The 21,925-nt window shown below is 71.1% G+C and carries 22 protein-coding genes; 13 read left to right on the forward strand and 9 right to left on the reverse strand.

The genetic code is table 11. The annotated features are described in order from the left end of the window. A partial coding sequence (locus ACYU7L_RS09630) for an HNH endonuclease (RefSeq protein WP_460795505.1) occupies positions 1 to 591 on the forward strand: 591 nt, incomplete at its 5' end. A gap of 9 nt (positions 592 to 600) precedes the next feature. On the opposite strand, the gene ACYU7L_RS09635 is transcribed toward ACYU7L_RS09630, so the two are convergent. The 3 genes from ACYU7L_RS09635 to ACYU7L_RS09645 form a co-directional block, all read right to left on the reverse strand. Further along, a complete protein-coding gene (locus ACYU7L_RS09635; RefSeq protein ID WP_460795507.1) occupies positions 601 to 1,389 on the reverse strand; it encodes a hypothetical protein in 789 nt (262 codons plus the stop codon). 67 nt (positions 1,390 to 1,456) lie between these two features. Further along, the gene (gene metX / locus ACYU7L_RS09640; RefSeq protein WP_460795510.1) at positions 1,457 to 2,533 is read right to left on the reverse strand and encodes a homoserine O-acetyltransferase MetX; all 1,077 of its coding nucleotides are present in this window, start codon (positions 2,531 to 2,533) and stop codon (positions 1,457 to 1,459) included. 1 nt (position 2,534) lies between these two features. After that, complete coding sequence (locus tag ACYU7L_RS09645; RefSeq protein ID WP_460795513.1) at positions 2,535 to 3,821, reverse strand: O-acetylhomoserine aminocarboxypropyltransferase/cysteine synthase family protein; 1,287 nt, start codon at positions 3,819 to 3,821, stop codon at positions 2,535 to 2,537. 112 nt (positions 3,822 to 3,933) lie between these two features. Here ACYU7L_RS09645 and ACYU7L_RS09650 point away from each other — a divergent pair, with 112 nt between their 5' ends. Further along, positions 3,934 to 5,145 carry a site-specific DNA-methyltransferase gene (locus ACYU7L_RS09650; RefSeq protein WP_460795515.1) on the forward strand — a complete coding sequence of 404 codons (1,212 nt, stop codon included), beginning with the start codon at positions 3,934 to 3,936 and terminating at the stop codon, positions 5,143 to 5,145. Here ACYU7L_RS09650 and ACYU7L_RS09655 read toward each other — a convergent pair. After that, complete coding sequence (locus tag ACYU7L_RS09655; RefSeq protein WP_460795518.1) at positions 5,142 to 6,485, reverse strand: WS/DGAT/MGAT family O-acyltransferase; 1,344 nt, start codon at positions 6,483 to 6,485, stop codon at positions 5,142 to 5,144. The genes ACYU7L_RS09650 and ACYU7L_RS09655 overlap by 4 nt on opposite strands. Positions 6,486 to 6,635: 150 nt before the next feature. On the opposite strand from ACYU7L_RS09655, the gene ACYU7L_RS09660 reads away from it, so the two are divergent. The 9 genes from ACYU7L_RS09660 (at position 6,636) to ACYU7L_RS09700 (ending at position 14,327) form a co-directional block, all read left to right on the forward strand. Then, positions 6,636 to 7,292 (forward strand): HNH endonuclease family protein, encoded by a 657-nt coding sequence (locus tag ACYU7L_RS09660; RefSeq protein ID WP_460795520.1) that lies wholly within the window; start codon positions 6,636 to 6,638, stop codon positions 7,290 to 7,292. A gap of 129 nt (positions 7,293 to 7,421) precedes the next feature. Further along, positions 7,422 to 7,748 carry a hypothetical protein gene (locus ACYU7L_RS09665; protein WP_460795522.1) on the forward strand — a complete coding sequence of 109 codons (327 nt, stop codon included), beginning with the start codon at positions 7,422 to 7,424 and terminating at the stop codon, positions 7,746 to 7,748. Between the two features lie 46 nt (positions 7,749 to 7,794). Continuing rightward, the gene (locus tag ACYU7L_RS09670; RefSeq protein WP_460795524.1) at positions 7,795 to 8,895 is read left to right on the forward strand and encodes an FUSC family protein; all 1,101 of its coding nucleotides are present in this window, start codon (positions 7,795 to 7,797) and stop codon (positions 8,893 to 8,895) included. A gap of 10 nt (positions 8,896 to 8,905) precedes the next feature. After that, the gene (locus ACYU7L_RS09675; protein WP_460795527.1) at positions 8,906 to 9,964 is read left to right on the forward strand and encodes a DNA polymerase IV; all 1,059 of its coding nucleotides are present in this window, start codon (positions 8,906 to 8,908) and stop codon (positions 9,962 to 9,964) included. Positions 9,965 to 10,125: 161 nt separating this feature from the next. Further along, complete coding sequence (locus ACYU7L_RS09680; RefSeq protein WP_460795529.1) at positions 10,126 to 11,220, forward strand: ABC transporter permease; 1,095 nt, start codon at positions 10,126 to 10,128, stop codon at positions 11,218 to 11,220. Beyond that, a complete protein-coding gene (locus tag ACYU7L_RS09685) occupies positions 11,217 to 11,915 on the forward strand; it encodes an ABC transporter ATP-binding protein (protein WP_460795531.1) in 699 nt (232 codons plus the stop codon). The genes ACYU7L_RS09680 and ACYU7L_RS09685 overlap by 4 nt, the downstream gene beginning before the upstream one ends. Before the next feature lie 57 nt (positions 11,916 to 11,972). Then, positions 11,973 to 12,578 (forward strand): TetR/AcrR family transcriptional regulator, encoded by a 606-nt coding sequence (locus ACYU7L_RS09690; protein WP_460795534.1) that lies wholly within the window; start codon positions 11,973 to 11,975, stop codon positions 12,576 to 12,578. Between the two features lie 121 nt (positions 12,579 to 12,699). Beyond that, complete coding sequence (locus tag ACYU7L_RS09695) at positions 12,700 to 13,218, forward strand: SigE family RNA polymerase sigma factor (protein ID WP_460795537.1); 519 nt, start codon at positions 12,700 to 12,702, stop codon at positions 13,216 to 13,218. Continuing rightward, positions 13,215 to 14,327 carry a hypothetical protein gene (locus ACYU7L_RS09700; protein WP_460795539.1) on the forward strand — a complete coding sequence of 371 codons (1,113 nt, stop codon included), beginning with the start codon at positions 13,215 to 13,217 and terminating at the stop codon, positions 14,325 to 14,327. The genes ACYU7L_RS09695 and ACYU7L_RS09700 overlap by 4 nt, the downstream gene beginning before the upstream one ends. A 36-nt stretch (positions 14,328 to 14,363) precedes the next feature. Here ACYU7L_RS09700 and ACYU7L_RS09705 read toward each other — a convergent pair whose 3' ends face one another. Then, complete coding sequence (locus ACYU7L_RS09705) at positions 14,364 to 15,491, reverse strand: glutamate--cysteine ligase (RefSeq protein ID WP_460795541.1); 1,128 nt, start codon at positions 15,489 to 15,491, stop codon at positions 14,364 to 14,366. A 71-nt stretch (positions 15,492 to 15,562) separates the two neighbouring features. Here ACYU7L_RS09705 and ACYU7L_RS09710 point away from each other — a divergent pair, with 71 nt between their 5' ends. Then, the gene (locus tag ACYU7L_RS09710) at positions 15,563 to 16,909 is read left to right on the forward strand and encodes a threonine/serine exporter family protein (protein WP_460795543.1); all 1,347 of its coding nucleotides are present in this window, start codon (positions 15,563 to 15,565) and stop codon (positions 16,907 to 16,909) included. Here ACYU7L_RS09710 and ACYU7L_RS09715 read toward each other — a convergent pair. The 3 genes from ACYU7L_RS09715 to ACYU7L_RS09725 are packed head-to-tail and all read right to left on the reverse strand — an operon-like array spanning position 16,906 to position 19,777. Next, positions 16,906 to 17,415 (reverse strand): DUF402 domain-containing protein, encoded by a 510-nt coding sequence (locus ACYU7L_RS09715; protein WP_460795545.1) that lies wholly within the window; start codon positions 17,413 to 17,415, stop codon positions 16,906 to 16,908. The genes ACYU7L_RS09710 and ACYU7L_RS09715 overlap by 4 nt on opposite strands. 29 nt (positions 17,416 to 17,444) lie before the next feature. Further along, a complete protein-coding gene (locus ACYU7L_RS09720; protein WP_460795548.1) occupies positions 17,445 to 18,281 on the reverse strand; it encodes an SDR family NAD(P)-dependent oxidoreductase in 837 nt (278 codons plus the stop codon). After that, the gene (locus ACYU7L_RS09725) at positions 18,278 to 19,777 is read right to left on the reverse strand and encodes a flavin-containing monooxygenase (protein WP_460795551.1); all 1,500 of its coding nucleotides are present in this window, start codon (positions 19,775 to 19,777) and stop codon (positions 18,278 to 18,280) included. The genes ACYU7L_RS09720 and ACYU7L_RS09725 overlap by 4 nt, the downstream gene beginning before the upstream one ends. A 51-nt stretch (positions 19,778 to 19,828) precedes the next feature. On the opposite strand from ACYU7L_RS09725, the gene ACYU7L_RS09730 reads away from it, so the two are divergent. Then, positions 19,829 to 20,437, forward strand: coding sequence for a TetR/AcrR family transcriptional regulator (locus ACYU7L_RS09730; protein ID WP_460795553.1), 609 nt, complete (start codon positions 19,829 to 19,831; stop codon positions 20,435 to 20,437). Between the two features lie 225 nt (positions 20,438 to 20,662). On the opposite strand, the gene rocD is transcribed toward ACYU7L_RS09730, so the two are convergent. After that, entirely contained in the window at positions 20,663 to 21,913 is a 1,251-nt protein-coding gene (rocD, locus tag ACYU7L_RS09735; RefSeq protein ID WP_460795555.1) for an ornithine--oxo-acid transaminase, read from the reverse strand. Positions 21,914 to 21,925 lie beyond the last annotated feature (12 nt).

Consider the following 21,925-nt stretch of genomic DNA (forward strand, 5'->3'; position numbering starts at 1 on the left):
GGGGCGCGGCGCATCGAGGTCCAGCTGGTGATGAGTGCCGAGATGCTGCTGGGCGCGGACCGACACACTCCGGCGCATCTGGTGGGCTATGGCCCGATCCCGGCCCGGGTCGTGGCCGACCTGCTGGCGGACCCCGAGGGCGAGGTCACGATCCGGCGGTTGTTCGCGAACCCGGCTGACAACGCGCTGGTCGCGATGGACTCGGCCGCCGAGCTGTTCTCCGGGCGGTTGCGGCGGATGGTGTTCGCCCGCGACGGCGAGACCTGCCGTACGCCCTATTGCGACGCGCCCGTGCGTCACGCCGACCACATCACCCCACGACATCAGGGCGGGGCGACGACTCTGGAGCAGGGGCAAGGGCTGTGCGCGGCGTGCAACTACGCCAAGGAGTCACCGGGCTGGCGACATCGCACGACCAGCCGACGACATCAACGCCACACCGTGGAGGTCACCACCCCCACCGGACACAGCCACATCTCCCAGGCACCACCGATCCCGGTGCCCGTGCCCGCAGCACCACCACCCAGCAGCACCCTCGAGCTCCACTTCGTCTCAGTGATCTACAAGCTCGACGTCGACCTCGGCGCCTAGCGGGTGCCCTCAGCGGCAGGGCACAGAGCCCAGCCGCGCCAGCCCCTCACGATCACCGGGACCGAAGCTGGTGACGCCGACGTTGTCGCGGTTCATCAGCTCGCGGGCGTCGCTGACGTGGTCGAGACCGACCAGGTGGCCGAACTCGTGGTCGACGATGGCCTGCGCCTCGGCGTACTGGCCCCCCGACTGGCTGAGCAGTCTGGCGAAGGCGTCGCGGTCCAGCGCGACCATGCCGGTGACGTAGCGCATCGTCCCCGGGGTGTCCCCCAGAGCGGTGCTGCCGCCCACGCCCACCACGTTGCCGGCCAGTTGCGGCACCTCCTCCTCGGTGGCCCAGCCGACGAGGACCGGGTCGGAGCGCGAGCTCGAGAGAACAGCCTCACGGTCCTCGAAGTTGCGGTCCTCGGTGGTCCCCTCCAACTCGAAGCGGAAGCCGGTCGCCGCCGAGATGTGGTCGATGGCGGTGGCGATCAGCGCACTGCCCCCGGGCGGGGCGCCTTCGGGGTTGACGACGACGCGGATCGGACGGCACGGGTCATAGCTGACCGGGTCGTCGCTCCCGCGTTGGGTGAGGCTGAACTTGTAGACGCCCTCGCCGGTCGGGACATCGGGCGCGGTGCCCAGCCGCTCACTCTCGAAGCCCGCCAGCGAGCGCACCGTCCGGGCGGCGTTGCTGGGGTGGACCATCAGGACGACGCCCACGAGCAGCAGCGAGATGACCAGGCTCCCGGCCGCCCCGGCCGACATTCCACCTCGGCCCGGCCCGGCGTGCCGCCCCCCGTCGTTGATGTCCACCCGACCATGGTGCGGCATCGGTCGTCGTGGCGCGAGCCTCAGCCTGCCCAGACTCAGCTGCCCGAACTCAGCTGCCCAGGAAGGCCGTGACCAGGTCCTGGTAGCCCGCTGCCTCCATCAGGAACGAGTCATGGCCCCACGAGGCGCTCAGCTCGTGCCGCTCGACCTCGACGCCGCCGGCGCGCAGCTCGTCGGCCAGCCGGACGGAGTGCTCGGTGCCAAAGCGCCAGTCGGAGTCGAAGGAGACCACCAGGAACCGTGTGCCTCCGGCCGCGACGCGAGCGGCGGCCTCAGGGTCCGCGAAGGGGTCGAAGTAGTCCATCACCCGCGTGAAGTAGAGGTAGGAAAGCGCGTCGAAGCGCTCGAGGAACACCGACCCCTGGTGATCGAGGTAGGACTCGATCGCGAAGTCCACGCCGAACCCGGCGTTGCCCAGGGCCTCGCCCTGGGGTCGCCGACCGAAACGGTCCTCGAGGCCCTGCTCCGACATGTAGGTCAGGTGCGCCATCATCCGCGCCACCGCCATGCCCAGACGCGGCCCCGCCCCCTCGTCGTACCGGCCCTGCGCGAAGTCGGGGTCGCCGGTGATCGCGGCGCGCGCGACCGCGGAGAAGCCGATGTTCATCGCGGTCAGCCGGCTGCTCGCGGCGACGACGACGGCGCGCTCGATCTCCTCGGGAGCGTCGATCGCCCACTGCAGCACCTGCATCCCGCCGAGCGAACCGCCGATCGCCGCGTGCAGGCGGCGTACGCCGAGGTGGGCGGCGAGCCGGCGGTGCACGGCGACCAGGTCGCCCATCGTGAGCTGGGGGAAGTCCAGGCCGTAGCGCTCCCCGGTGCTCGGGTCGATCGAGCGTGGCCCGGTGGTGCCGCTGCAGCCGCCGAGCAGGTTGGGGGAGATCACGAAGAACCGGTCGGTGTCGACGGGCCGGCCAGGACCGATCATCGTCGCCCACCAGTCGGCGGCGTGGGCGTCCCCGGTGAGGGCATGGCAGACGAAGACGGCGTTGGAGCCGTCGGCGTTCAATGTCCCGTAGGTCTCGAAGGCGACCTCGACCTCCGGCAGGGACGAGCCGTCGGCGAGCACCAACGGGTCCTCCTGCGTGAACAGGAGGACCCGCTGGCTGGCAGGGCGAACCGGCACTTCAGCTGCTCTTGGCCAGCGCCTGCTCGAGGTCGGCGATGATGTCGTCGACGTGCTCGATGCCGATGGAGAGGCGCACCATGTCTTCTGGGACGCCGGCCGCCACCAGCTCGTCGGGCGTGAGCTGGGAGTGGGTGGTGGTGGCGTTGTGGATCGCCAGCGACTTGGCGTCACCGATGTTGGCCAGGTGGCTGAAGAGGCCCAGGGACTCGACGAAGTTCTTGCCGCCGTCGCGTCCGGACTTCAGGCCGAAGCTGACCAGACCCCCGTAGCCGCGCCCGGTGAACGAGCGGTCGGCGACCTCCTTGTAGGGGCTGTCGTCGAGCCCCGGGTAGCTGACCCAGGAGACGGCGTCGTGGGCCTGGAGGTACTTCGCGACCGCCAGCGCGTTCTCGCTGTGACGCTCCATCCGCAGGTGCAGCGTCTCGAGGCCCTGCAGGAACAGCCAGGCGTTCATCGGCGTGGTCGCCGCGCCGGTGTTGCGCAGCAGCACCGTGCGGGCGCGGATGATGTAGGCCAGGTTGCCGACGGCCTCGGTCCAGACGACTCCGTGGTAGGCGTCGTCCGGCGCGGTGAGGCCGGGGAAGCGCTCGGCGTGGGCCGCCCAGTCGAAGTTGCCGGAGTCGACGATGATGCCGCCGATCGACGTGCCGTGGCCGCCGATGTACTTGGTCGCCGCGTGCACCGCGACGTCCGCGCCGAGGTCGAAGACCTTGCACAGGTACGGCGTGGGCGCGGTGTTGTCGACGATCAGGGGGAGGCCCTGGGCGTGCGCGGCATCGGCCCAGGCGCGGATGTCGACGACGTTGATCTTGGGGTTGCCGACGGTCTCGGCGAAGACCAGCTTGGTCTTCTCGTCGACGGCGGCGGCCAGCTCCTCGGGCTTCTCGGGGTCGACGAAGCGCACCTCGATGCCGAACTGCGGGAGCGTGTGGGCGAACAGCGCGTAGGTGCCGCCGTACAGCGTGGAGAGCGCGACGATGTTGTCGCCGGTGTAGGTCAGGTTCAGCACGGCGTACGTCGTGGCGGCCGAGCCGGAGGCCGTCGCCAGCGCGCCCACGCCGCCCTCGAGCTGGGTCATCCGCTCCTCGAACACCGACTGCGTCGGGTTCATGATGCGGGTGTAGATGTTGCCGGGCTCGGCCAGCGAGAACAGGTTCGCGGCGTGCTCGGTGTCGTTGAAGACGTAGGACGTGGTCTGGTAGATCGGCACGGCGCGGGCGTTGGTGGCGGGGTCCGCCTCCTCCTGGCCGGCGTGGACCGCGATGGTCTCCGGGCGATGGGTCACAAGAACTCCTTCGGTCTCGTCGAGGGTGCCCGTGAAGCGTGCTCCGTAATCCGAACGGCGAGACCGCGGTCTCACCACGTGGTCATCGCGTCGGGCGGCTAGGGTGCTGGGCGTGCGAGACAGCGCGGGGCGAGGAGTCTGGAACACGTTCATCGAGGGCGACAACCTCGACGTCCTGCCCAGGCTCGTGGCACACGTGCAGGAGCTGCCGGAGACGGCCTTCGACCTGGTCTACATCGACCCGCCCTACAACACCGGCAACGACTTCGCCTACCACGACGACTTCCGCGGCGAGCGCGCCGACGGGACCCGTCGTACGACGCGGCACGCGGCCTGGACGGCGATGATGCGCCCGCGCCTGGAGCTGGCCCGGGAGGTGATGGCGCCGTCGGGGGCGATCTTCGTGAGCATCGATGACAACGAGGTGGCCCACCTGCGGCTGCTCCTCGATGAGGTCTTCGGGGAGCACAACCTCGTCGCCCAGGTGGTGGTGAGCCTCAACCCCAAGGGCCGCCAGCTCGGACCCTTCTTCGCGACCAGCCACGAGTACCTCCTCGTCTATGCCCGCGACGTGCGGCTGTGCGCGCTCGACCCCACCTCCGCGGAGACGGTGGTGGCCGCGGACTTCCCGCTCACCGACACCGACGGCCGGCGCTATCGACGGCTGCCGCTGCGCAACACCAACAAGCGGTTCAACCCGGTCACCGCGCGGACGCTGCACTACCCGCTGTGGGGGGACCCCGCCACCGGCAAGGTCGCGACCGCGTCGTTCGCGGACGCCGTCGAGATCACGCCGGTCTTCGGCGACGGTACGCCGGCGGTCTGGCGCTGGTCGCGGCCCCGCGTCGACGAGCGGCCCGACGACCTCGTCTGCCGGGTGGTGAAGGGGCGCGGGGGAGAGCGGGTGGACATCTTCCAGAAGGACTGGCTGCACCCCGACCGCCGCAAGAAGCTGCCCACGATCTGGCTGCCTGACGAGATCGGCTCCACCGACAGCGCCGTCGCGGAGCTCAAGGAGATCGTGGGGCACGTCTTCGAGTCGCCCAAGCCGACCGGGCTGCTGCGGCGGGTGGTGGCCACGATGCCGCCCGACGCGCGGGTCCTGGACTTCTTCGCCGGCAGCGGTACGACGGGGCACGCCGTCGCCCTGCTCAACGCCGAGGACGGCGGCAGCCGGCACTGCACGAGCGTCAACTCCGCCGAGCCGACACGGGAGGGCTCCAACGCCCGCGCGGCCGGGTTCGCCACCGTCGCCCAGATCACCCGGGCCCGGCTGGCCGCCGTGGCCGAGCGGGTCGGGGGCGGGCTCGAGATCGGGAGCTAGACCCCCGTCGCCTTCTCGAGCGCGGCCAGCTCGTCGTCGAGGTGGCTGAGCAGCCGCTGCAGGCTGGGGACCGTGCGTCGGCAGCCGGTCAGCCCGAAGCCCATCTTCCCGTCGTACGACGTGCAGGTGATGTTGAGCGCCATGCCGTGGATCGGGATCGACAGCGGATAGACGCCGTCGAGCCGGGCGCCGTTGAGGTAGTGGGTCTCCTTCGGTCCGGGCACGTTGCTGATGATCAGGTTGAACGGCGGCCGCACCAGGCCCTGCATCCGCAGCATCGGCGTGAGGATCGAGGGCGCCACCCCCAGGGCGCTCATCGCGAGGATCTGCATCGGGGTCATCGACGACAGCGCCTGCTTGCCGGTCAGCATCGAGGAGTGGATCGCCTGCAGCCGGTCCGCGGGGTCGGGGAGGTCGCTGCCGAGCGAGACCATCACCGCGCCGACCGCGTTGCCACCCTCGGCGGACGCGCTCTGGGAGTCCTTGGCGTTGAGCCCGACGGGCACCATAGCCACCAGCGAGCTGTCGGGCAGTGCGCCCTGCTCGAGGAGGTAGCCGCGCAGGGCGCCGCTGCACATCGCCAGCACCACGTCGTTGATGGTGGTCCCGGTCGCTGAGCCGATCGCCTTCATCCGCTCGATCGGCCAGTCCTGCGCGGCGAAGCGGCGCGACCCGGTGATCGACTGGTTGAAGATCGTGCGCGGCGCATAGAGGGAGAGCGCGGAGGTCTCGTTGCGGATCCCGTGGTTGAGCGTGCGCAGCAGGGCGCCGGGGAGTCCTGCGGCCTCCGCGCTGATCGCCACTGCCGAGCGGAGGGCGTTGATCGGGACCTCGGCGAGCATGGCCTCGGGCGTGCGCCTGTCGACCTGCTTGCCGCGGGGGCGCGCGCCCCACGGCGGCGGAAGGTCCCGCTCATCGGGGTCGGTGGTCATCACGCTCTGCAGCAGCCGCATCGCTGCGACGCCGTCGACGCAGGCGTGGTGCATCTTCGTGTACATCGCGAAGCGACCGTCCTCGAGACCCTCGATCAGGTAGGCCTCCCACAGCGGACGCTCCATCGCCAGCCGGATGCCGTGCACGCGGGAGCAGAGCTCGAGCAGCTCACGGATCCGGCCCGGGGCGGGGAGCGCGGCGTGGCGCACGTGGTAGTCGATGTCGAACATCTCGTCCTGCGTCCACACCCACTGACCACCCGTCTTCAGCGAGCGGTGCGGTCGCTTGCTGAAGAGGGGGCTGATCTCGGCGACGTCGCGCATCTTCTCGTAGACGCCGGAGACGTAGTCGGGCCCCGCGCCCTCGGGCGTGGTGAACAGCTGCAGGCCCCCCACGTGCATGGGCATGCTGCGGTTCTCTGCGAACAGGAACCCCAACGAGGTCGGGTCGAGCGGTGTGGCCACAGAGTCTTCCCCCCAGTTGATCGAGGTCTGATACTGACGCGAGGTGACCGCGTTCACAAGGGTGCGGAGCCGTCGTCCTTCTCGGGAGACCCCATGCTGATCCGCTCCGTCCGTGTCCTGCTCCTCGTGTGCCTCGCGCTGGTGGGGGGCGTCCTGGTGGCCCCCACACCGGCCTTCGCCGCGTCGTACTCCGCGCCGCTGATGACCGCCATCGCCGATCTGCCGGGTGCCTCCGAGGTGCGCACCGGCTACTCGCGCGACCTCTTCCCGCACTGGATCGACGCCGACGGCGACGGGTGCAGCACCCGCAACGAGGTGCTGATCAGCGAGGCCGACGACCCGGTCACGCGGACGGGCACCTGCACGATCACGGGTGGTCGCTGGTTCTCCTACTACGACCGGGTCTCGTGGACGGCTCCCAGCGACGTCGACATCGACCACATGGTCCCGCTCGCCGAGGCCTGGGACTCCGGGGCCCGCGGCTGGACGACGGCGGTGCGCCGCTCCTTCGCCAACGACCTCGGCGACGGCCGCTCGCTCGTCGGGGTGACCGACAACGTCAACCAGGCCAAGGGGGACCAGGACCCGGCCACCTGGATGCCGACCTACGACAGGTGCCGCTACCTGCGCGAGTGGGTGGCGGTGAAGCACCGCTGGCGGCTCAGCGTCGACAGCGCCGAGCGCAGCGCGCTCACCGCCCACGCCTCGTCGTGCACGAACAGCACGATCACAGTGGCATTGGCCCGCTGAGCGTCCACAGGGTCTCGCCCGTGGGGTCCTCTCCACAGCCGGCGTCGGCCCGCCGCTGCGGGGCCCGGATTCTTCCTAGCGTGGCGCTGCGCCGGATCGACCGGTGCGATGACATGCAGGAGTTGAGCCATGAAGAGACTGATCGGGACCGGTACGGCGATCGTGGTGCTGGCGCTGGCGGGCGCCGGCGCCGCGCTGGCGGACGCCGGGGCGGGCTGGACGCCGCCTGACAAGACGATCGTCGAGATCACCGGCGACAAGGCGAACGGCTTCGAGATCCGGCACTACGACGGCACGGAGCTCTTCCCACCGACGGACTCGGAGGCGTTCGCCGAGTGCGGGGAGTACGACAAGCGCGTCCAGCGCGTGCGCTGCAGGACCGAGGTGCGCGTCTGGTACCGCGAGCTCGGCCGGATGAAGACCGCGCTCACCTGGGCCAAGATGTCGCAACAGTGACAGCGGGCCCGGTCGGGTGGGGGAGCCCTCTGGCAGGATCAGGACCATGGAACCGACCCCGCTCGACCGGGCGTGGAGCCGCGGTCGCACGTCCCTGCGGGCGCGCCTGAAACGGTGGCGCATCAAGTCATGGGCCATCGCGCAGTGCGCCGTCGCGGCCGGGGTCGCCTGGTTCATCGCCGCGGACCTGCTCAATCATCCGACGCCGTTCTTCGCGCCGGTGGCGGCGGTGCTCAGCCTCGGCACCTCCTACGGCCAGCGCCTGCGTCGCGTGGTCGAGGTGACGATCGGGGTGGCCGTGGGAGTCCTTGCGGGCGACCTCCTCGTCGCCCAGGTGGGAGCGGGGTGGTGGCAGCTCACGCTCATCGTCGCGCTCGCCATGTCGGCCGCCTTCCTGCTCGACGGCGGGCAGCTCTTCGTGACCCAGGCCGCGGTGCAGTCGATCGTGGTGACCACGCTGGTGCCGGACCCGGGGGCAGGGCTCATCCGTTGGACGGATGCGCTGATCGGCGGTGCGGTGGCGCTGGTCGCGGCGACCGTGGTGCCGGCGGCGCCCTTGCGGAGACCACGTGAGGAGGCGGCGGTGGTGGTGCGCAAGGTCGCCGACCTGCTGCGTGCCGCGGGCGAGGTCATGGTGAACGGCGAGGTCGAGCCCGCCCTCGAGCTGCTTGCGGACGCCCGGTCCACCGACTACCTCATCCGCGAGCTGCAGGCGGCGGCCGACGAGGGGCTCTCGGTGGTGGCGTCCTCGCCGTTCCGGGTGCGCCACAAGGGCGACTTGAGACGGATGGCCGACCTGGTCGAGCCACTGGACCGGGCCTTGCGCAGCACTCGGGTGCTCGTGCGCCGGACGGCGGTCGTGGCCTATCGGCGCCGGCCGGTGCCTCAGTCGTACGCCCTGCTGTGTGCCGAGCTCGCCGACGCGGCGGAGTCGGTGGCGGTCGAGCTCGATGCGAACCGGATGCCGGAGGCGGCTCAGGGCGAGCTGCTGCAGGTGGCGGCCGCGACCGGGCAGGTCGAGCGCACCGACGAGCTGATCGTGGAGGTGGTGCTCGCCCAGATCCGTTCGGTCATCGCCGACCTGCTGCTGCTGACCGGGATGACGCAGATCGAGTCCACCGAGGCGCTGCCGCCCCCGCGCAGGTGAGGAGGGCCCGATGAGTGCGTGGGTCCTGCACGTCGACCTCGACCAGTTCATCGCAGCGGTCGAGGTGCTGCGGCACCCCGAGCTCGACGGGCTTCCGCTCGTCGTCGGCGGCAACGGCGATCCGTCCGAGCGGGGCGTCGTGGCCACCGCGTCGTACGCCGCGCGCGAGTTCGGGGTCGGATCGGGGATGCCGCTGCGGGTGGCGGCGCGCAAGTGTCCGGAGGCGGTCTTCCTGCCGGTGGACAAGGATGCCTACGAGGTTGCCTCGGCCGAGGTGATGGCCACCCTGCGGGGCCTGGAGTGGGGCGGGGTCCCGGTGGTGCTGGAGGTGCTGGGCTGGGACGAGGCGTTCCTCGCCGCGGGGCCCGGCCACGGTGAGCTCGGGTCGCCCGAGGGGTTCGCCCTGCGGGTGCGCGAGGCGGTCCTGACAGCCACCCGGCTGCACTGCTCGGTCGGGATCGGCGACAACAAGCTGCGCGCCAAGATCGCCACCGACTTCGGGAAGCCGCGCGGAACCTGGCGGCTCACGCAGGAGAACTGGTTCCCGGTGATGGGGGAACGCGCCCCCGACGCGCTGTGGGGCATCGGCCGCAAGACGGCCGCCCGGCTGGCGACGCTCGGGATCACCACCGTGGCTCAGCTGGCGCAGGCCGATCCTGCGGAGCTTGCCGACCGGCTCGGCCCCACGATGGGGCCGTGGTACCGGCGGCTGGGGCGTGGCGTGGACACCAGTCCCGTCGACGCCACGCCGTACGTCGCGAAGGCGCACGGCCGCGAGCAGACCTTCCAACGTGACCTCGAGGACTGGGTCGTCGTCGAGCGGGAGGTGGCGGCGCTGGCGCGCAGGGTCGTCGCGGACATCGACCGGGAGGGGCGTCCGGCGGCACGGGTCGGGATCAAGGTGCGCTACCGCCCGTTCCTCACCGCGACCCGGAGCCTGACCCTGCCCACACCCAGCAACGACCCGGACACCCTGGCCGCGGCAGCGGTCTCGTTGCTCGAGCGGGTCGAGCACGACCGGCCGGTCCGCCTGCTCGGTGTCCGGCTGGAGATGGTCGACCCCGACTGACCCGGGACTGAGTTGTCGACACCGCGTCGCTATAGTTGTCGACGCACTGTCGCTAACTGACTGCAGCGCCGCCAGCCGGCGCCGTCGTCCCCGATGAAAGGTCACGTCCGGTGTTCCTCGCCCTACGAGAGATCGGCTTCGCACGAGGTCGATTCATCCTGATGGGCTCCGTGGTCGCGCTGATCGCGGTGCTGATGGTCCTGCTCAGCGGGCTGTCGTCCGGTCTGGTCAACGACGGCGTCTCGGGGCTGCAGAGAGTCCCGGCCACGTCGTTCGCCTTCCAGGAGGACGTCGCCAAGGACTCGGCGTTCTCGCGCAGCATCGTGACCACCCAGGCGGCGGACGAGTGGGCGGCGCAGCCCGGCGTCGAGGAGGCGACACCCTTCGGCAACACGCTCGTCAACGGGCGCACCGACCGCGACGTCGAGATCGACCTCGCGCTGTTCGGGATCGAGGTCGGCAGCTTCATGACCCCCGAGGTCGCCGAGGGCAGAGCGCTCGGTGAGGCCCCCCGTGAGGCCCCCCGTGAGGCACTGGGCGAGGTCGTCATCAGCGCCACCGCCGCCGAGGAGGGCGTGGAGATCGGTGACGTGGTGACGGTCGAGTCGACCGGCGCCACGCTCGAGGTCGTCGGTGTCCTCGGCGAGCAGCACACGTTCGGCCACGTCGACATCGGCTACGTGCCGCTGCGCACCTGGCAGGAGATCCGGGCCGGGGTGCGTGAGGGGGACGAGTTCTCGGACCGCATCTACGACGAGTTCACCGCGGTCGCCGTGCGCGGCGACGCCGACCTCGCAGCGGGGGACAAGGCGGCCGGCACGAGCTCGCTGACCGTCGAGGAGTCCTACGGCGCGTCTCCCGGCTACACGGCGGAGACGTCCACCCTGCAGCTCATCCAGGTCTTCCTCTACGCGATCTCGGCTCTCGTGGTGGGCGCCTTCTTCACCGTCCTCACCATCCAGCGCAAGCAGGAGATCTCGGTGATGCGCGCGATGGGCGCCAGCACGGGCTATCTGCTGCGCGACAGCCTGCTGCAGTCGGCGGTCCTGCTGGTCGTCTCGGCGGCCGTCGGGGTGGGTGTCGGAGTGGCTGCCGGAGCCGGCCTGTCCTCGACGCCGATGCCGTTCGCGCTGGAGTCCGGCCCCATCGCGACCGCGACCTTCGCGCTGCTGGTCCTCGGCATGACCGGAGCCGCCATCGCCGTCGTCCGGATCGTCCGCGTCGACCCCCTGACCGCCCTGGGAGCGAACCGATGAGCAACCCCACCACTGGCCACACCCTGGTGCTCGACGACGTCAGCCTCGTCTACGGCGACGGCGACGAGACCCTCACGGCCCTCGACCGGGTCACCCTGCGCGTCGAGCCCGGCGAGCTGGTCGCCGTCGTCGGTCCCTCGGGGGCCGGGAAGTCCAGCCTGCTGGCGGTCGCTGGAGCACTGGTCGCTCCCACCTCCGGGCGCGTGAGCATCGGGGGGACCGAGCTCGCGGGGCTCTCCCGTCGGCAGCTGACCACGGTGCGTCGCGAGCGGATCGGGTTCGTCTTCCAGACGAGCAACCTGGTCCCGGCGCTGCGGGCGATCGACCAGGTCCGGCTCCCGTTGACGTTCGGCAAGGTCGCCGACCCCTACGACCCTGCCGCGCTCCTCGACGAGGTCGGCATGGGGACCAAGGCCCGCCGTCGTCCCCACCAGCTCTCCGGAGGAGAGCGTCAGCGCGTCGGCATCGCCCGTGCCCTCGTCACCCGGCCGCAGCTGCTGCTCGTCGACGAGCCGACGGCCGCCCTCGACCGGCAGCGCAGCCAGGAGGTCGTCTCGCTGCTGGCCCGGGAGACGCGGGCGCTGGGCGTGGCGACGATCATGGTGACCCACGACCACGACATCCTGACCCACTGCGACCGGGTGTACGAGATGATCGACGGCACCCTCGCAGCGCGCTCGGCGCCGCCCGTATGACGCCGCCGTATGACGCAGCCGGGGTGAGCCAGCCCGTCCCCTGACCGAAGGAGCCCCGTGCCCCGCATCAGCGCACCCACCGTGGCCGAGCACCGGCAGCGGCAGCGGCGTGCGCTGCTCGACGGGGCACGGGCGATCCTCGGCGAGACCGGCGCTCCACCGACCCTCGCCGCCGTCGCCCAGCGGGCGGGCCTGGCTCGCTCCAGCGCCTACCACTACTTCGCGTCCTCCGAGGACCTGCTGGCCGCCGTCGTCGGCGACGTGTTCCCCGACTGGGCCAGTCAGGTCCGCGACCGGGTCGCCGCCGCCTCGACTCCGGGGGCTCGGATCTGGGCCTACGTCCACGCCAACCTCGAGCTCTTCGCCAGCTCCGAGCAGGCGGTGGCGAGCGCCCTGAGCAAGGTCGTCGACCCGGCTGTGCTCAAGGAGCCGATGGAGGCGTTCCACGCTGAGCTGCAGGGGCCGCTGCTCGAGGCGCTGGTGGAGCACGGGGAGGCCAGGCCGCAGCTGATGGCGCAGAGCATCGACACGCTGCTGCTCCAGGTCGCCCGGGCGCTCGAGCAGGGACCTGACGGTGTGCCGCTGACCAAGGGGGAGGCCCTGGACCACCTCCATCGTCTGCTGCGGGGATATCTCGACTCACCCACCGCAGGGACCGGCTGAAAGAGGTTTGGTCCGGGACCCAACCGGACAGGGCTCCGACGACATCAGTGAGGTAGGCCCTCAGCAGTCGAGCAGTCCCTCGAGCGGCCCCCCTTGAGCGGAGCCGAGAGTGAGGAGCCACGTGCGCGAGTCCGACGAAGCCGACTTCGCGGAGCTCTATGCCTCCGTGTGGCAACACCTGTTCCGCGTGTGCTTCGCGATCAGCGGTGACGCCGGCCGCGCAGAGGACGCCGTGCAGTCGGCCCTCGCCAAGGCGTACGCCTCCTGGCGACGCGTGAGTGCCGCCGATCATCCGGAGGCCTACGTCCGACGGATGGCCGTCAACGAGGTCCTCGGCGTCCAGCGCCGAGGGTGGTGGCGCTCGGAGCGCCCCGGGTCGGTGCCCGAGGTCGCCGGCCCGTCCGACTCCGGTGAGCAGGCGCTCGTGGACCGCGCCGAGCTCTGGGACGCCCTGATCGCCCTGGCGCCCCGCCAGCGAGCCGTGCTCGTGCTGCGCTACTACGAGGACCTCAGCGAGCAGCAGATCGCGGACGTCCTCGGCTGCAGCACCGGCACCGTGAAGTCTCAGGCATCCAACGCGCTCGCGACGCTGCGCCGTCGCTACGCCGCCAGCACGGTCACCGGAGGGGAGCGGTCATGAGACTCGAGGAGCAGTTGGCCGAGGCCATCGAGGAACGCCTGACGGGGCTCACCCCCGCAGTCCCCGCCCCCGCCGACGTGCGCCGGAGAGGACGGGCGCTGCGACGGCGCCGCCGCCTCGCGGCGTTGGCCGGGGTGGCGATGCTGGTCGGGGGGGCGAGCGTGGCGGTCGCGGAGCTCTTGGGGTCGGGGGCGGAGTCGGGGGTCGACACGCACCGCATCGACCCCGTGGGTCCGTTGGACTACGGCGACGGCCTGCGTGCGTACGCCAGTCCGGACGCGGACGGGGAGGTCTTCCTCGGCGGGAGGTCGTTCCCCAAGAAGGACATGGGGTTCTTGGACACCGACGCCAGCGCGACGCCGTACGGCATGGTCTTCTTCGACGGCACCGGGCGCGCCCACCTGCTCACGGAGAGTGGCGAGGACCGGTTCCTCGCGCCGGCGCCGGCCGAGCAGGTCGACGGCTTCCGTCCGTCCGTCCAAGCCGACGCGGCACTGCCGCTGGTGGCCTTCACCCAGCCCCACGCCGGGGGCGTGCGGGTGCACCTGCACGACCTCGAGACGCTGAGCAGCGTCGACACGATCGACGTCCCGTGCTCGGGCGAGGGCTGCGAGGGCGTCCGCGTGGACGGGCTCGACCGCGGGCTGGCGTTCGTGCGCACCCCCGACGGCACCTTCGTGTGGGATCGCACCGCCCGCGGGGCACGGCGGTGGACGCTGCTGGGGGCGGGGGAGCTCCGGGTGGCCTCGGCCCGCAACGGCCGGGTCCTGTGGTCCGGGGCTCGGCCCGTTCCGGCGGCCGGCAGCCCCGTGGCGACGTGGTCGTTCACCGAGGGCCCGGTCGACGCCGAGCTGTCACACGACGGGCGCTACGTCCTGTACTGGTCGACGGAGCTGACGCCGACCGAGGCAGGCGGTCGTCCGGTCCGGCTCCAGGCGGAGGGCATCTGGCTCACCTTCGACACCGATGGGTCGGTGCTCGTGGCGGGGATCGGCAGGGGCGGTCGCCACCCGATCCATGACTGCCTCGTCCCCTCAGGTGTCTGCGAGCGCATCGGCACGCTGACGGCGAGCAGCGGTGACCCGATGTTCATCGGCAACGACATGTGAGGGCGGCCCTCACCCAGGGACAGCCAACAAGCAGGATCAGAGGCTGGCGCGCAGCTCCCGGACGACGGAGTCCACGACCGCGACCAGGTCGCCGTCGTGCTCGGCGGCCACCGCCCGCTGACGCTGGTACGACGCGCCGCGGCGCGGGATCTCGGCGACCGCCCGCAGCTCGTCCTCGCACTCGAGCCGTCGGGCCACGGGGGTGAGGCGCTCGAGGAGGTCGTCGAGGTCGTCGGTGATCAGACGCTCGTGGGAGTCGGCGTCCAGGATGATGATCGCGTCGAGGCCGTAGCGCGCCGCGCGCCACTTGTTCTCCTGCACGTGCCACGGCGGCATCACCGGCAGGGTCTCGCCGGCGGCCAGGCGGGTGTCCAGGTCGACGACCAGGCAGTGCATCAGGGCGACCAGGGAGCCGAGCTCGCCGATGTCGGCGACGCCGTCGCACACCCGGTTCTCGAGGGTCCCCAGATGAGGAGCCGGACGCACGTCCCACCGGATCTCGGACAGGTCGTCGATGACGCCGGTTGTCAGCTGGTCCTGCGCGAAGGCCTCGAACTCGGCCCAGTGCTGGAACTGGAACGGCAGCCCGGCCGTGGGCAGCTGCTGGAACATCAGCGCCCGGTTGGACGCGTAGCCGGTGTCGGTCCCCGACCACACCGGAGACGACGCGGAGAGCGCCTGCAGGTGGGGGTAGTAGTTGAGCAGCGACGACAGCACCGGCATCACCCGGTCCTGCTCGGGCATGCCGACGTGCACGTGGACACCCCAGATCAGCATCTGGCGTCCCCACCACTGGGTGCGGTTGATGAGCTCCTCGTAGCGGTGGCCCTCGGTGAGCTGCTGGCCCGACCAGGTGCCGAAGGGGTGGGTGCCCGCGCCGAAGAGGTCGACGCCGAGCTCGTCGGCGACCGGGAGGACGGCCGAGAGGGAGCGACGCAGGTCGGCCATCGCGTCCGAGACGGTGTCGCAGATCCCCGTCACGATCTCGATGGTGTTGCGCAGCAGCTCCTTGTGAAGCCGGTCGGGGTCGTCGAGCCGGGGCCGCGCCGCTTCGAGGAGGCCGGCGGCGGAGTTGCTCAGGTCGCGGGTCTGCTTGTCGACGAGCGCGAACTCCCACTCCACACCGAGGGTCGGCCGGGGTGAGCCATGGAATTCGATCCGCACACCACCAGCCAAGCACACCCGGGAAGAGGAGCGTTTTGAGGGCCGTCGCCGATCCCTGCCACGATGCGTGCATGCCGGAGCCGCGCGTACTGAACCTGACGCTCGATTTCTGCCTGCGCGTGGGCGAATTGCTGCTCTCCTCAGGCGCGGGGGCCGCGGACGTGACTGCCACGATGCAGTCGCTGGCCCGCCATCTGGGCGTGCGTCACCCCGACCTCGACGTGACGTTCACCTCGCTCTCGATGTCCTATCAGCCCAACCCCGAAGAGCCGCCGCTGGTGCTGATCCGGCAGGTCAAGCAGCGAGACATCGACTATGAGGACCTCACCCTGGTCGACCACCTGGTGCGCGACGTGCTCACCGACAAGCTCGACCTCGTCGAGGCGCGCTCGCAGCTCGCCCGGATCTTCAGCTCCGGCCACAGCACCCCGCGGATCGCGATCACCCTCGGTTGGGGCCTGATGTGCGCCGGTGTGGCGATCATGCTCGGCGGAAACCTGCTGGTCGTCGGCAGTGCGTTCATCGCCGCGGCGGTCATCGACCGGCTCCAGCAGGAGCTGGCGCGGCGTCGGCTGCCGTACTTCTACCAGCAGATCGCCGGTGGCTTCGTGGCCACGGTGCTGGCGGCGCTGGCGGCGGCGACCCCCCTGGACGTGGATCCCTCGCTGGTCGTGACCGCCAACATCATCATGCTGCTGGCGGGCATCGGCTTCATGGGCGCCCTGCAGGACGCGCTGACGGGGTTCTACGTCACCGCGGGCGCTCGGATCACCGAGGCCCTGCTGGCGACCGCAGGCATCATCGCGGGAGTCAGCGGTGGTCTCACGCTGGCCGGCCTCGCCGGTGTGCAGGTCGCCCGGCTCGAGGCCCAGACGCTGACCTGGGAGACCATCGCGATGGTGGCCTTCGGAAGCGCGCTGTGCGCGTCGGCGTTCGCCTTCTCCTCCTATGCGCCCCGCCGCTCGCTGATCCCGATCGCGGTGATCGCCGGGCTGGCGGCCCTGATCGCGCAGGCGCTCGCGATGCAGGGCCTCGGCCGGGCCTGGGGCACGGCCACCGCGGCGTTCTTCATCGGCCTGGTGGCCTACGCCGCGGCGGGCCGGGTCCGCGTGCCGCCGCTGGTGGTGGTGGTGTCGGCGATCGTGCCGATGCTGCCCGGCCTGTCGATCTACCGCGGTCTCTCGCTGCTCACCGAGGGCGGCTTCCAGACCTCGGCCGGCCTCCTCGCCATGGTCACCGCCGCGTCCGTGGCGATCTCGCTGGCCTCCGGCGTGATCCTGGGGGAGTACGTCGCGCAGCCGCTCAAGCGGGAGGCCAGGCGCCTGGAGAGCCGTCTGGCCGGTCCCCGCCTCGTCGGGCCGCTGCGGGTGCGCGCCGTCCGCAAGGGGAGGCGCTCGAGCAAGGACGACGCGGACTAGAGCCCGGCGAGCCGGGTCAGCCAGACGCCCGCACTCCCGTCGTACGGCGCGGTGCGGCCGTCGAGAGCGGTCCGGACCCGCTCGCAGCTGGCCGACGCGGACGCCACGAGCTCCTCGGAGTAGCCCAGCGAGGTGCGGTGCTCGGCGAACTCGTCCTCGTCCTCGACCCACACGCGGCCGGTGACGCCGCGCACGACGTCGAGGTCGAGGTCGACGGCCCCGACGACCCCGCCGTCCCAGAACGGCGGCGTGGAGATGTCGACATAGACGTCGACCACCCCGCCGGGGGCGTGGAACGTCGAGACGGCCCAGTGCGACTCGTTGAGCAGGACGACCTGGTCGACCGGGGCGACGTACTCCGCCCCGGGACGGGACATGTGCGTGCCCGCGCGCACGCCCACCCAGTCGCCGTGCTCGTCGCCGCCGAGGAAGACGGCCTGATAGACCCAGTGCGGCGCATCGCGCCACTTGGTCATGACGATGTCGACCGGAGTGCCTGGTTGCATGTCCGAGATGTTGCCCCTCAGGGCCGAGATCACACCACCTTCGCCGGCAGCACCCTCTTGCTGACCCGCGCGACGACGTCCTGGTAGCGCGAGCCGAGCACCCGGCCCAGCTGGTGCAGCGCGTGCGCGTCGGCGCCGACCAGCACCCGGGCCTTGTCGGCGAGGACGCCGGCGACGATGATCTCGGCCGCCCGCTCCGGGGTCATCTTGGCCAGCTTCTCGTCGAAGAGCCTGGCGGTGGCGGTCTTGTCCTCGGTGCTGCTCACGCGGGCGTTGCGGGCGATCGCGGTCTTGATGCCCCCAGGGTGGACGGCGGTCACGCCGACCCGGTGCCCGGCGATCAGCATCTCCTGGCGCAGCGCCTCGGTGAAGCCGCGCACGGCGTACTTCGTGGCGTTGTAGGCGCTCTGCCCGGGCATCGAGACCAGGCCGAACAGCGACGAGAGGTTGACGACGTGCCCGTCGCCGGAGGCGATCAGGTGGGGGAGGAACTCCTTGGTCCCGTGCACCACGCCCCAGAAGTTGATGTCGACGATCCACGCCATGTCGTCGTAGTCGAGGTCGGCGACGTCGCCGGCCAGTGCGACGCCGGCGTTGTTGACGATCACGTTGACCCGGCCGAAGTGCTCGGCCACCTCGCCGGCGTACGACGCGAAGGCGGCGCGGTCGGACACATCGAGCCGGGCGCTGTGCACCTCGGGGGCGTGCTCGGCCTCGAGCAGCTCGACGGTGCGGGCCAGCCCGGGCTCGTCGACGTCGGAGACCGCGACCCGGGCGCCGCGCCGGGCCACGTCGAGCGCGAGCGCCCGGCCGATGCCGGAGCCGGCGCCGGTGATCACGACGACCTTGCCATCGAGTGTCTTCATGCGGAGTGGGCCTCTCTGTGGGTGACGACCGCGGCTTCCACGTCGTACGCCTCGACGTCGAAGCGGGTCAGCTGGCGGCGGAAGGTGAAGGTGGACTTGGGCCACAGGGTGACGTTGCGCCCGTGGTCGTCGAGATACCAGCTGGCGCAGCCGCCGGCGCTCCACACGGTGCGCTTCATCCGCTGCTGCAGGTTGTCGTTCCAGCGCTGCTGGGCGCGGGCCAGTGGCTCGACGGTGGCGAAGCGGTGGAGCCGCTTGGTCCGGATCGCGTCGCAGATGTAGGCGATCTGCGACTCGATCATGAAGACCATGCTCGAGTGACCCAGCCCGGTGTTGGGGCCCACGACGAGGAACAGGTTGGGGAAGCCGCGCACGGTGGTGCCCTTGTAGGCCGACATCCCGTGCTCGGCCCAGACCTGGGCCAGCGTGCGACCGTCGCGTCCGGTGATCGCCTCGGCGATCGGCAGGTCGGTGGCATGGAAGCCGGTGGCGACGATGAGCACGTCGATCTCGCGCTCGGCGCCGTCGCGCCCGATGATCGAGGTCGGCGTGATCTTGGCGATCCCGTCGGTGACCAGCTCGGTGTTGGGGGCGTCGAGCGCGGGATACCAGGTGTTGGAGATCAGGATCCGCTTGCAGCCGATCTCGTAGTCCGGTGTCACCTTGCGGCGCAGGTCGGGGTCCTTGACGCCCCGGGCGATGTTGCCGAGAGCCAGCTTCTTGGCCGGCAGGGCGATCTTGGGGTTGAGCGTGAACGCCGGCACGTAGAGCTCGCGGCCCCAGTAGATCGCGGTGCGGTAGAGCCGCTGCACGGCCGGCGCGTGCTGGAAGAGGAGGCGCTCGAGGCGGGTGTAGCGCCGGTCGTTGCGCGGGATCACCCACGGGGCGGTGCGCTGGTAGACGTCGAGCTGTGCGGCGACCTTCTGCACCTCCGGCACGATCTGGATCGCCGAGGCCCCGGTGCCGATCACCGCCACCCGCTTGCCGGTCAGGTCCACGTCGTGGTTCCAGTCGGCCGAGTGGAAGACCTCCCCGGCGAAGGACTCGATGCCCTCGATGTCGGGCAGCTTGGGCTCGGACAGGCCCCCGGCCGCGCTGATCACGTGGGTGGCGCTCCACTCGCCGGCGCTGGTGCGGACCCGCCAGCGCTGCGTGCCCTCGTCGTACCTGACGGACTCGACGGCGGTGTCGAACCGGAAGCGGTCCAGGACGCCCGAACGGTCAGCGACTCGACGGATGTAGGCCTGGATCTCCGGCTGGGGCGAGAACGACATCGACCAGTCGGGGTTGGGGGCGAAGGAGAAGGAGTAGAGCTGGCTGGGGACGTCGCAGGCGGCGCCGGGATAGGTGTTCGCGCGCCAGGTGCCGCCGACGTCGCTGCCCTTCTCGATGACGACGAAGTCGTCCTCGCCCTGCTCGGCCAGCTTGATCGCCGTGCCCAGGCCGCCGAAGCCGGCGCCGATGACGAGGTGCTCAACGTGGTGGGGGTCGGTCATGGGGCGCCACGCTACTGGCGCTATTGAATAAGCGTCAATAGAATGGTGGTCGTGACCCCGCGCACACCGACACCGCCCACACGAACCCGTCTCTCCAAAGAGGACCGCCGCACCCAGCTGCTCGACCTGGGGGTGCGGCTGTTGGCCACCCGCTCCCTGGACGAGATCTCCATCGACGCGCTCGCGGAGGAGGCCGGGATCTCGCGCGGGCTGCTCTACCACTACTTCGGCAACAAGCACGACTTCCACCGAGCGGTCGTACGACGCGCGGCCGACGACCTGATCGCCACGACGGCACCCCCGGCGCAGGGGGATCCCCTGGAGCGGCTGCTGACGTCGGTCGCCGCCTACGTCGACTACGTCGAGGCCAACTACGAGGGCTACCTGTCGCTGGTGAAGGGCGCCGCGAGCGGCGACGAGGCGCTGCGCGAGATCTACGAGGAGGCGCGGGCGGCGCTGACCGACCGGATCTTCCGGGAGGACGCCGAGGGCGAGATCCTCCCCGACACCCCGGCGGCGCGGCTGATGGTGCGCGGCTGGTCGGCGATGACCGAGGAGCTGGTGCTCGCCTGGGTGGTCGACCAGCACGGCATCTCGCGGGAGGAGCTGCTGGGCGCTCTGGCGGCATCACTGCCGGCCTTGGTCGAGGTCCTGCACTGAGTCGAGGTCCTGCACTGACAAGGAAAAGGGAACCGCCCGCTCCTCGACGCACGGGGGACGTGGAGGAGCGGGCGGCCCTGGCTGGACCCTCGAAGGGCTCAGAGATGGTTCCGCACGAGCGGGAAAACGGGCGGGGTCTCGGAAGGTCGGGGGTCCATCCGGTCGAACGTTCGTGGATGCTCCCCGGTTCCCGTCGAGTTAAACGCCCAAATACCGAAAATTTTCTCAGCCGCCGCTGACCACGGCCTCGAGCTGGTCGAGACCCCACATCAGGTCGGCCTCGTCGATCACCAGCGGGGGAGCGAGACGGATGGTCGAGCCGTGCGTGTCCTTGGCCAGGACGCCGCGCGCCATCAGCGCCTCGCAGACGGCACGACCCGTGCCGACGGAGGGGTCGATGTCGACGCCGGCCCACAGGCCTCGGGTCCGCACGCCCACGACGCCGTGACCCCGCATCGACTCCAGGCGCTCGTGGACCAGAGTGCCGAGCCGGGCGGCGCGGTCCTGGAACTCGCCGGTGGCGAGGAGCTCGACCACCGAGCGGCCGACGGCGCAGGCCAGGGCGTTGCCGCCGAAGGTGCTGCCGTGCTGGCCCGGGTGCAGGACCCCGAGAACGTCGCGGTCGGCGACCACTGCCGAGACCGGCACGATGCCGCCCCCGAGCGCCTTGCCGAGGAGGTACATGTCAGGCACGACGCCCTCGTGGTCGCAGGCGAACGTGCGCCCGGTGCGACCGAGGCCGGACTGGATCTCGTCGGCGGCCAGGAGCACGTTCTCGCGGGTGCAGGCCGCGCGGACACCGCGCAGGTAGCCCTCCGGGGGGAGGATCACGCCGCCCTCGCCCTGGATCGGCTCGATCAGCACCGCGACGGTCTCGGGGGTGATGGCCGCCTCCAGCGCGGCCAGGTCGCCGTAGGGCACCGTGACGAAGCCGGGTGCGAACGGGCCGAAGCCGCCTCGCGCGTCGGGGTCGTCGGAGAAGCCGACGATGGTCGTCGTGCGGCCGTGGAAGTTGCCGGAGGCGACGATGATCTCCGCGCGGTCGGCGGCGACGCCCCTGACGTCGTAGCCCCACTTGCGGGCGACCTTGATGGCCGTCTCGACGGCTTCGGCGCCGGTGTTCATCGGGAGGACCATGTCCTTGCCGGCGAGGTCGCCGAGCGCGGCGCAGAAGGAGCCGAACTGGTCGTGGATGAAGGCGCGGCTGGTCAGCGTCAGGCGGTCGAGCTGCTCGTGCGCGGCGCGCAGCAGCGTGGGGTGTCCGTGGCCGAAGTTGAGCGCCGAGTAGCCGGCCAGCAGGTCCAGGAAGCGGTTGCCGTCGACGTCGGTCATCCAGGCGCCCTCGGCGTGCGCCACCACCACCGGGAGAGGGTGGTAGTTGTGCGCCGTGCGCGCCTCGGCCTGCTCCACCAGGGCCGGTCCCCGCGGCGCGGATGCCTCGTGTGCGGGAACGGTGTCGCTCACGGATGCCGTCATGGGTGTCGCCTC

The organism is Nocardioides pacificus, assembly GCF_054775955.1.

Excerpts from the sequence above, each read along its gene's own strand:
- ACYU7L_RS09655 (WP_460795518.1), bottom strand. The coding sequence starts at position 6,485 with ATGCCCATGCACGTGGGGGGCCTGCAGCTGTTCACCACGCCCGAGGGC.
- ACYU7L_RS09660 (WP_460795520.1), top strand. The coding sequence starts at position 6,636 with ATGCTGATCCGCTCCGTCCGTGTCCTGCTCCTCGTGTGCCTCGCGCTG.
- ACYU7L_RS09665 (WP_460795522.1), top strand. The coding sequence starts at position 7,422 with ATGAAGAGACTGATCGGGACCGGTACGGCGATCGTGGTGCTGGCGCTG.
- ACYU7L_RS09670 (WP_460795524.1), top strand. The coding sequence starts at position 7,795 with ATGGAACCGACCCCGCTCGACCGGGCGTGGAGCCGCGGTCGCACGTCC.
- ACYU7L_RS09675 (WP_460795527.1), top strand. The coding sequence starts at position 8,906 with ATGAGTGCGTGGGTCCTGCACGTCGACCTCGACCAGTTCATCGCAGCG.
- ACYU7L_RS09680 (WP_460795529.1), top strand. The coding sequence starts at position 10,126 with ATGGGCTCCGTGGTCGCGCTGATCGCGGTGCTGATGGTCCTGCTCAGC.
- ACYU7L_RS09685 (WP_460795531.1), top strand. The coding sequence starts at position 11,217 with ATGAGCAACCCCACCACTGGCCACACCCTGGTGCTCGACGACGTCAGC.
- ACYU7L_RS09700 (WP_460795539.1), top strand. The coding sequence starts at position 13,215 with ATGAGACTCGAGGAGCAGTTGGCCGAGGCCATCGAGGAACGCCTGACG.
- ACYU7L_RS09710 (WP_460795543.1), top strand. The coding sequence starts at position 15,563 with ATGCCGGAGCCGCGCGTACTGAACCTGACGCTCGATTTCTGCCTGCGC.
- ACYU7L_RS09715 (WP_460795545.1), bottom strand. The coding sequence starts at position 17,415 with ATGCAACCAGGCACTCCGGTCGACATCGTCATGACCAAGTGGCGCGAT.
- ACYU7L_RS09720 (WP_460795548.1), bottom strand. The coding sequence starts at position 18,281 with ATGAAGACACTCGATGGCAAGGTCGTCGTGATCACCGGCGCCGGCTCC.
- ACYU7L_RS09725 (WP_460795551.1), bottom strand. The coding sequence starts at position 19,777 with ATGACCGACCCCCACCACGTTGAGCACCTCGTCATCGGCGCCGGCTTC.
- rocD (WP_460795555.1), bottom strand. The coding sequence starts at position 21,913 with ATGACGGCATCCGTGAGCGACACCGTTCCCGCACACGAGGCATCCGCG.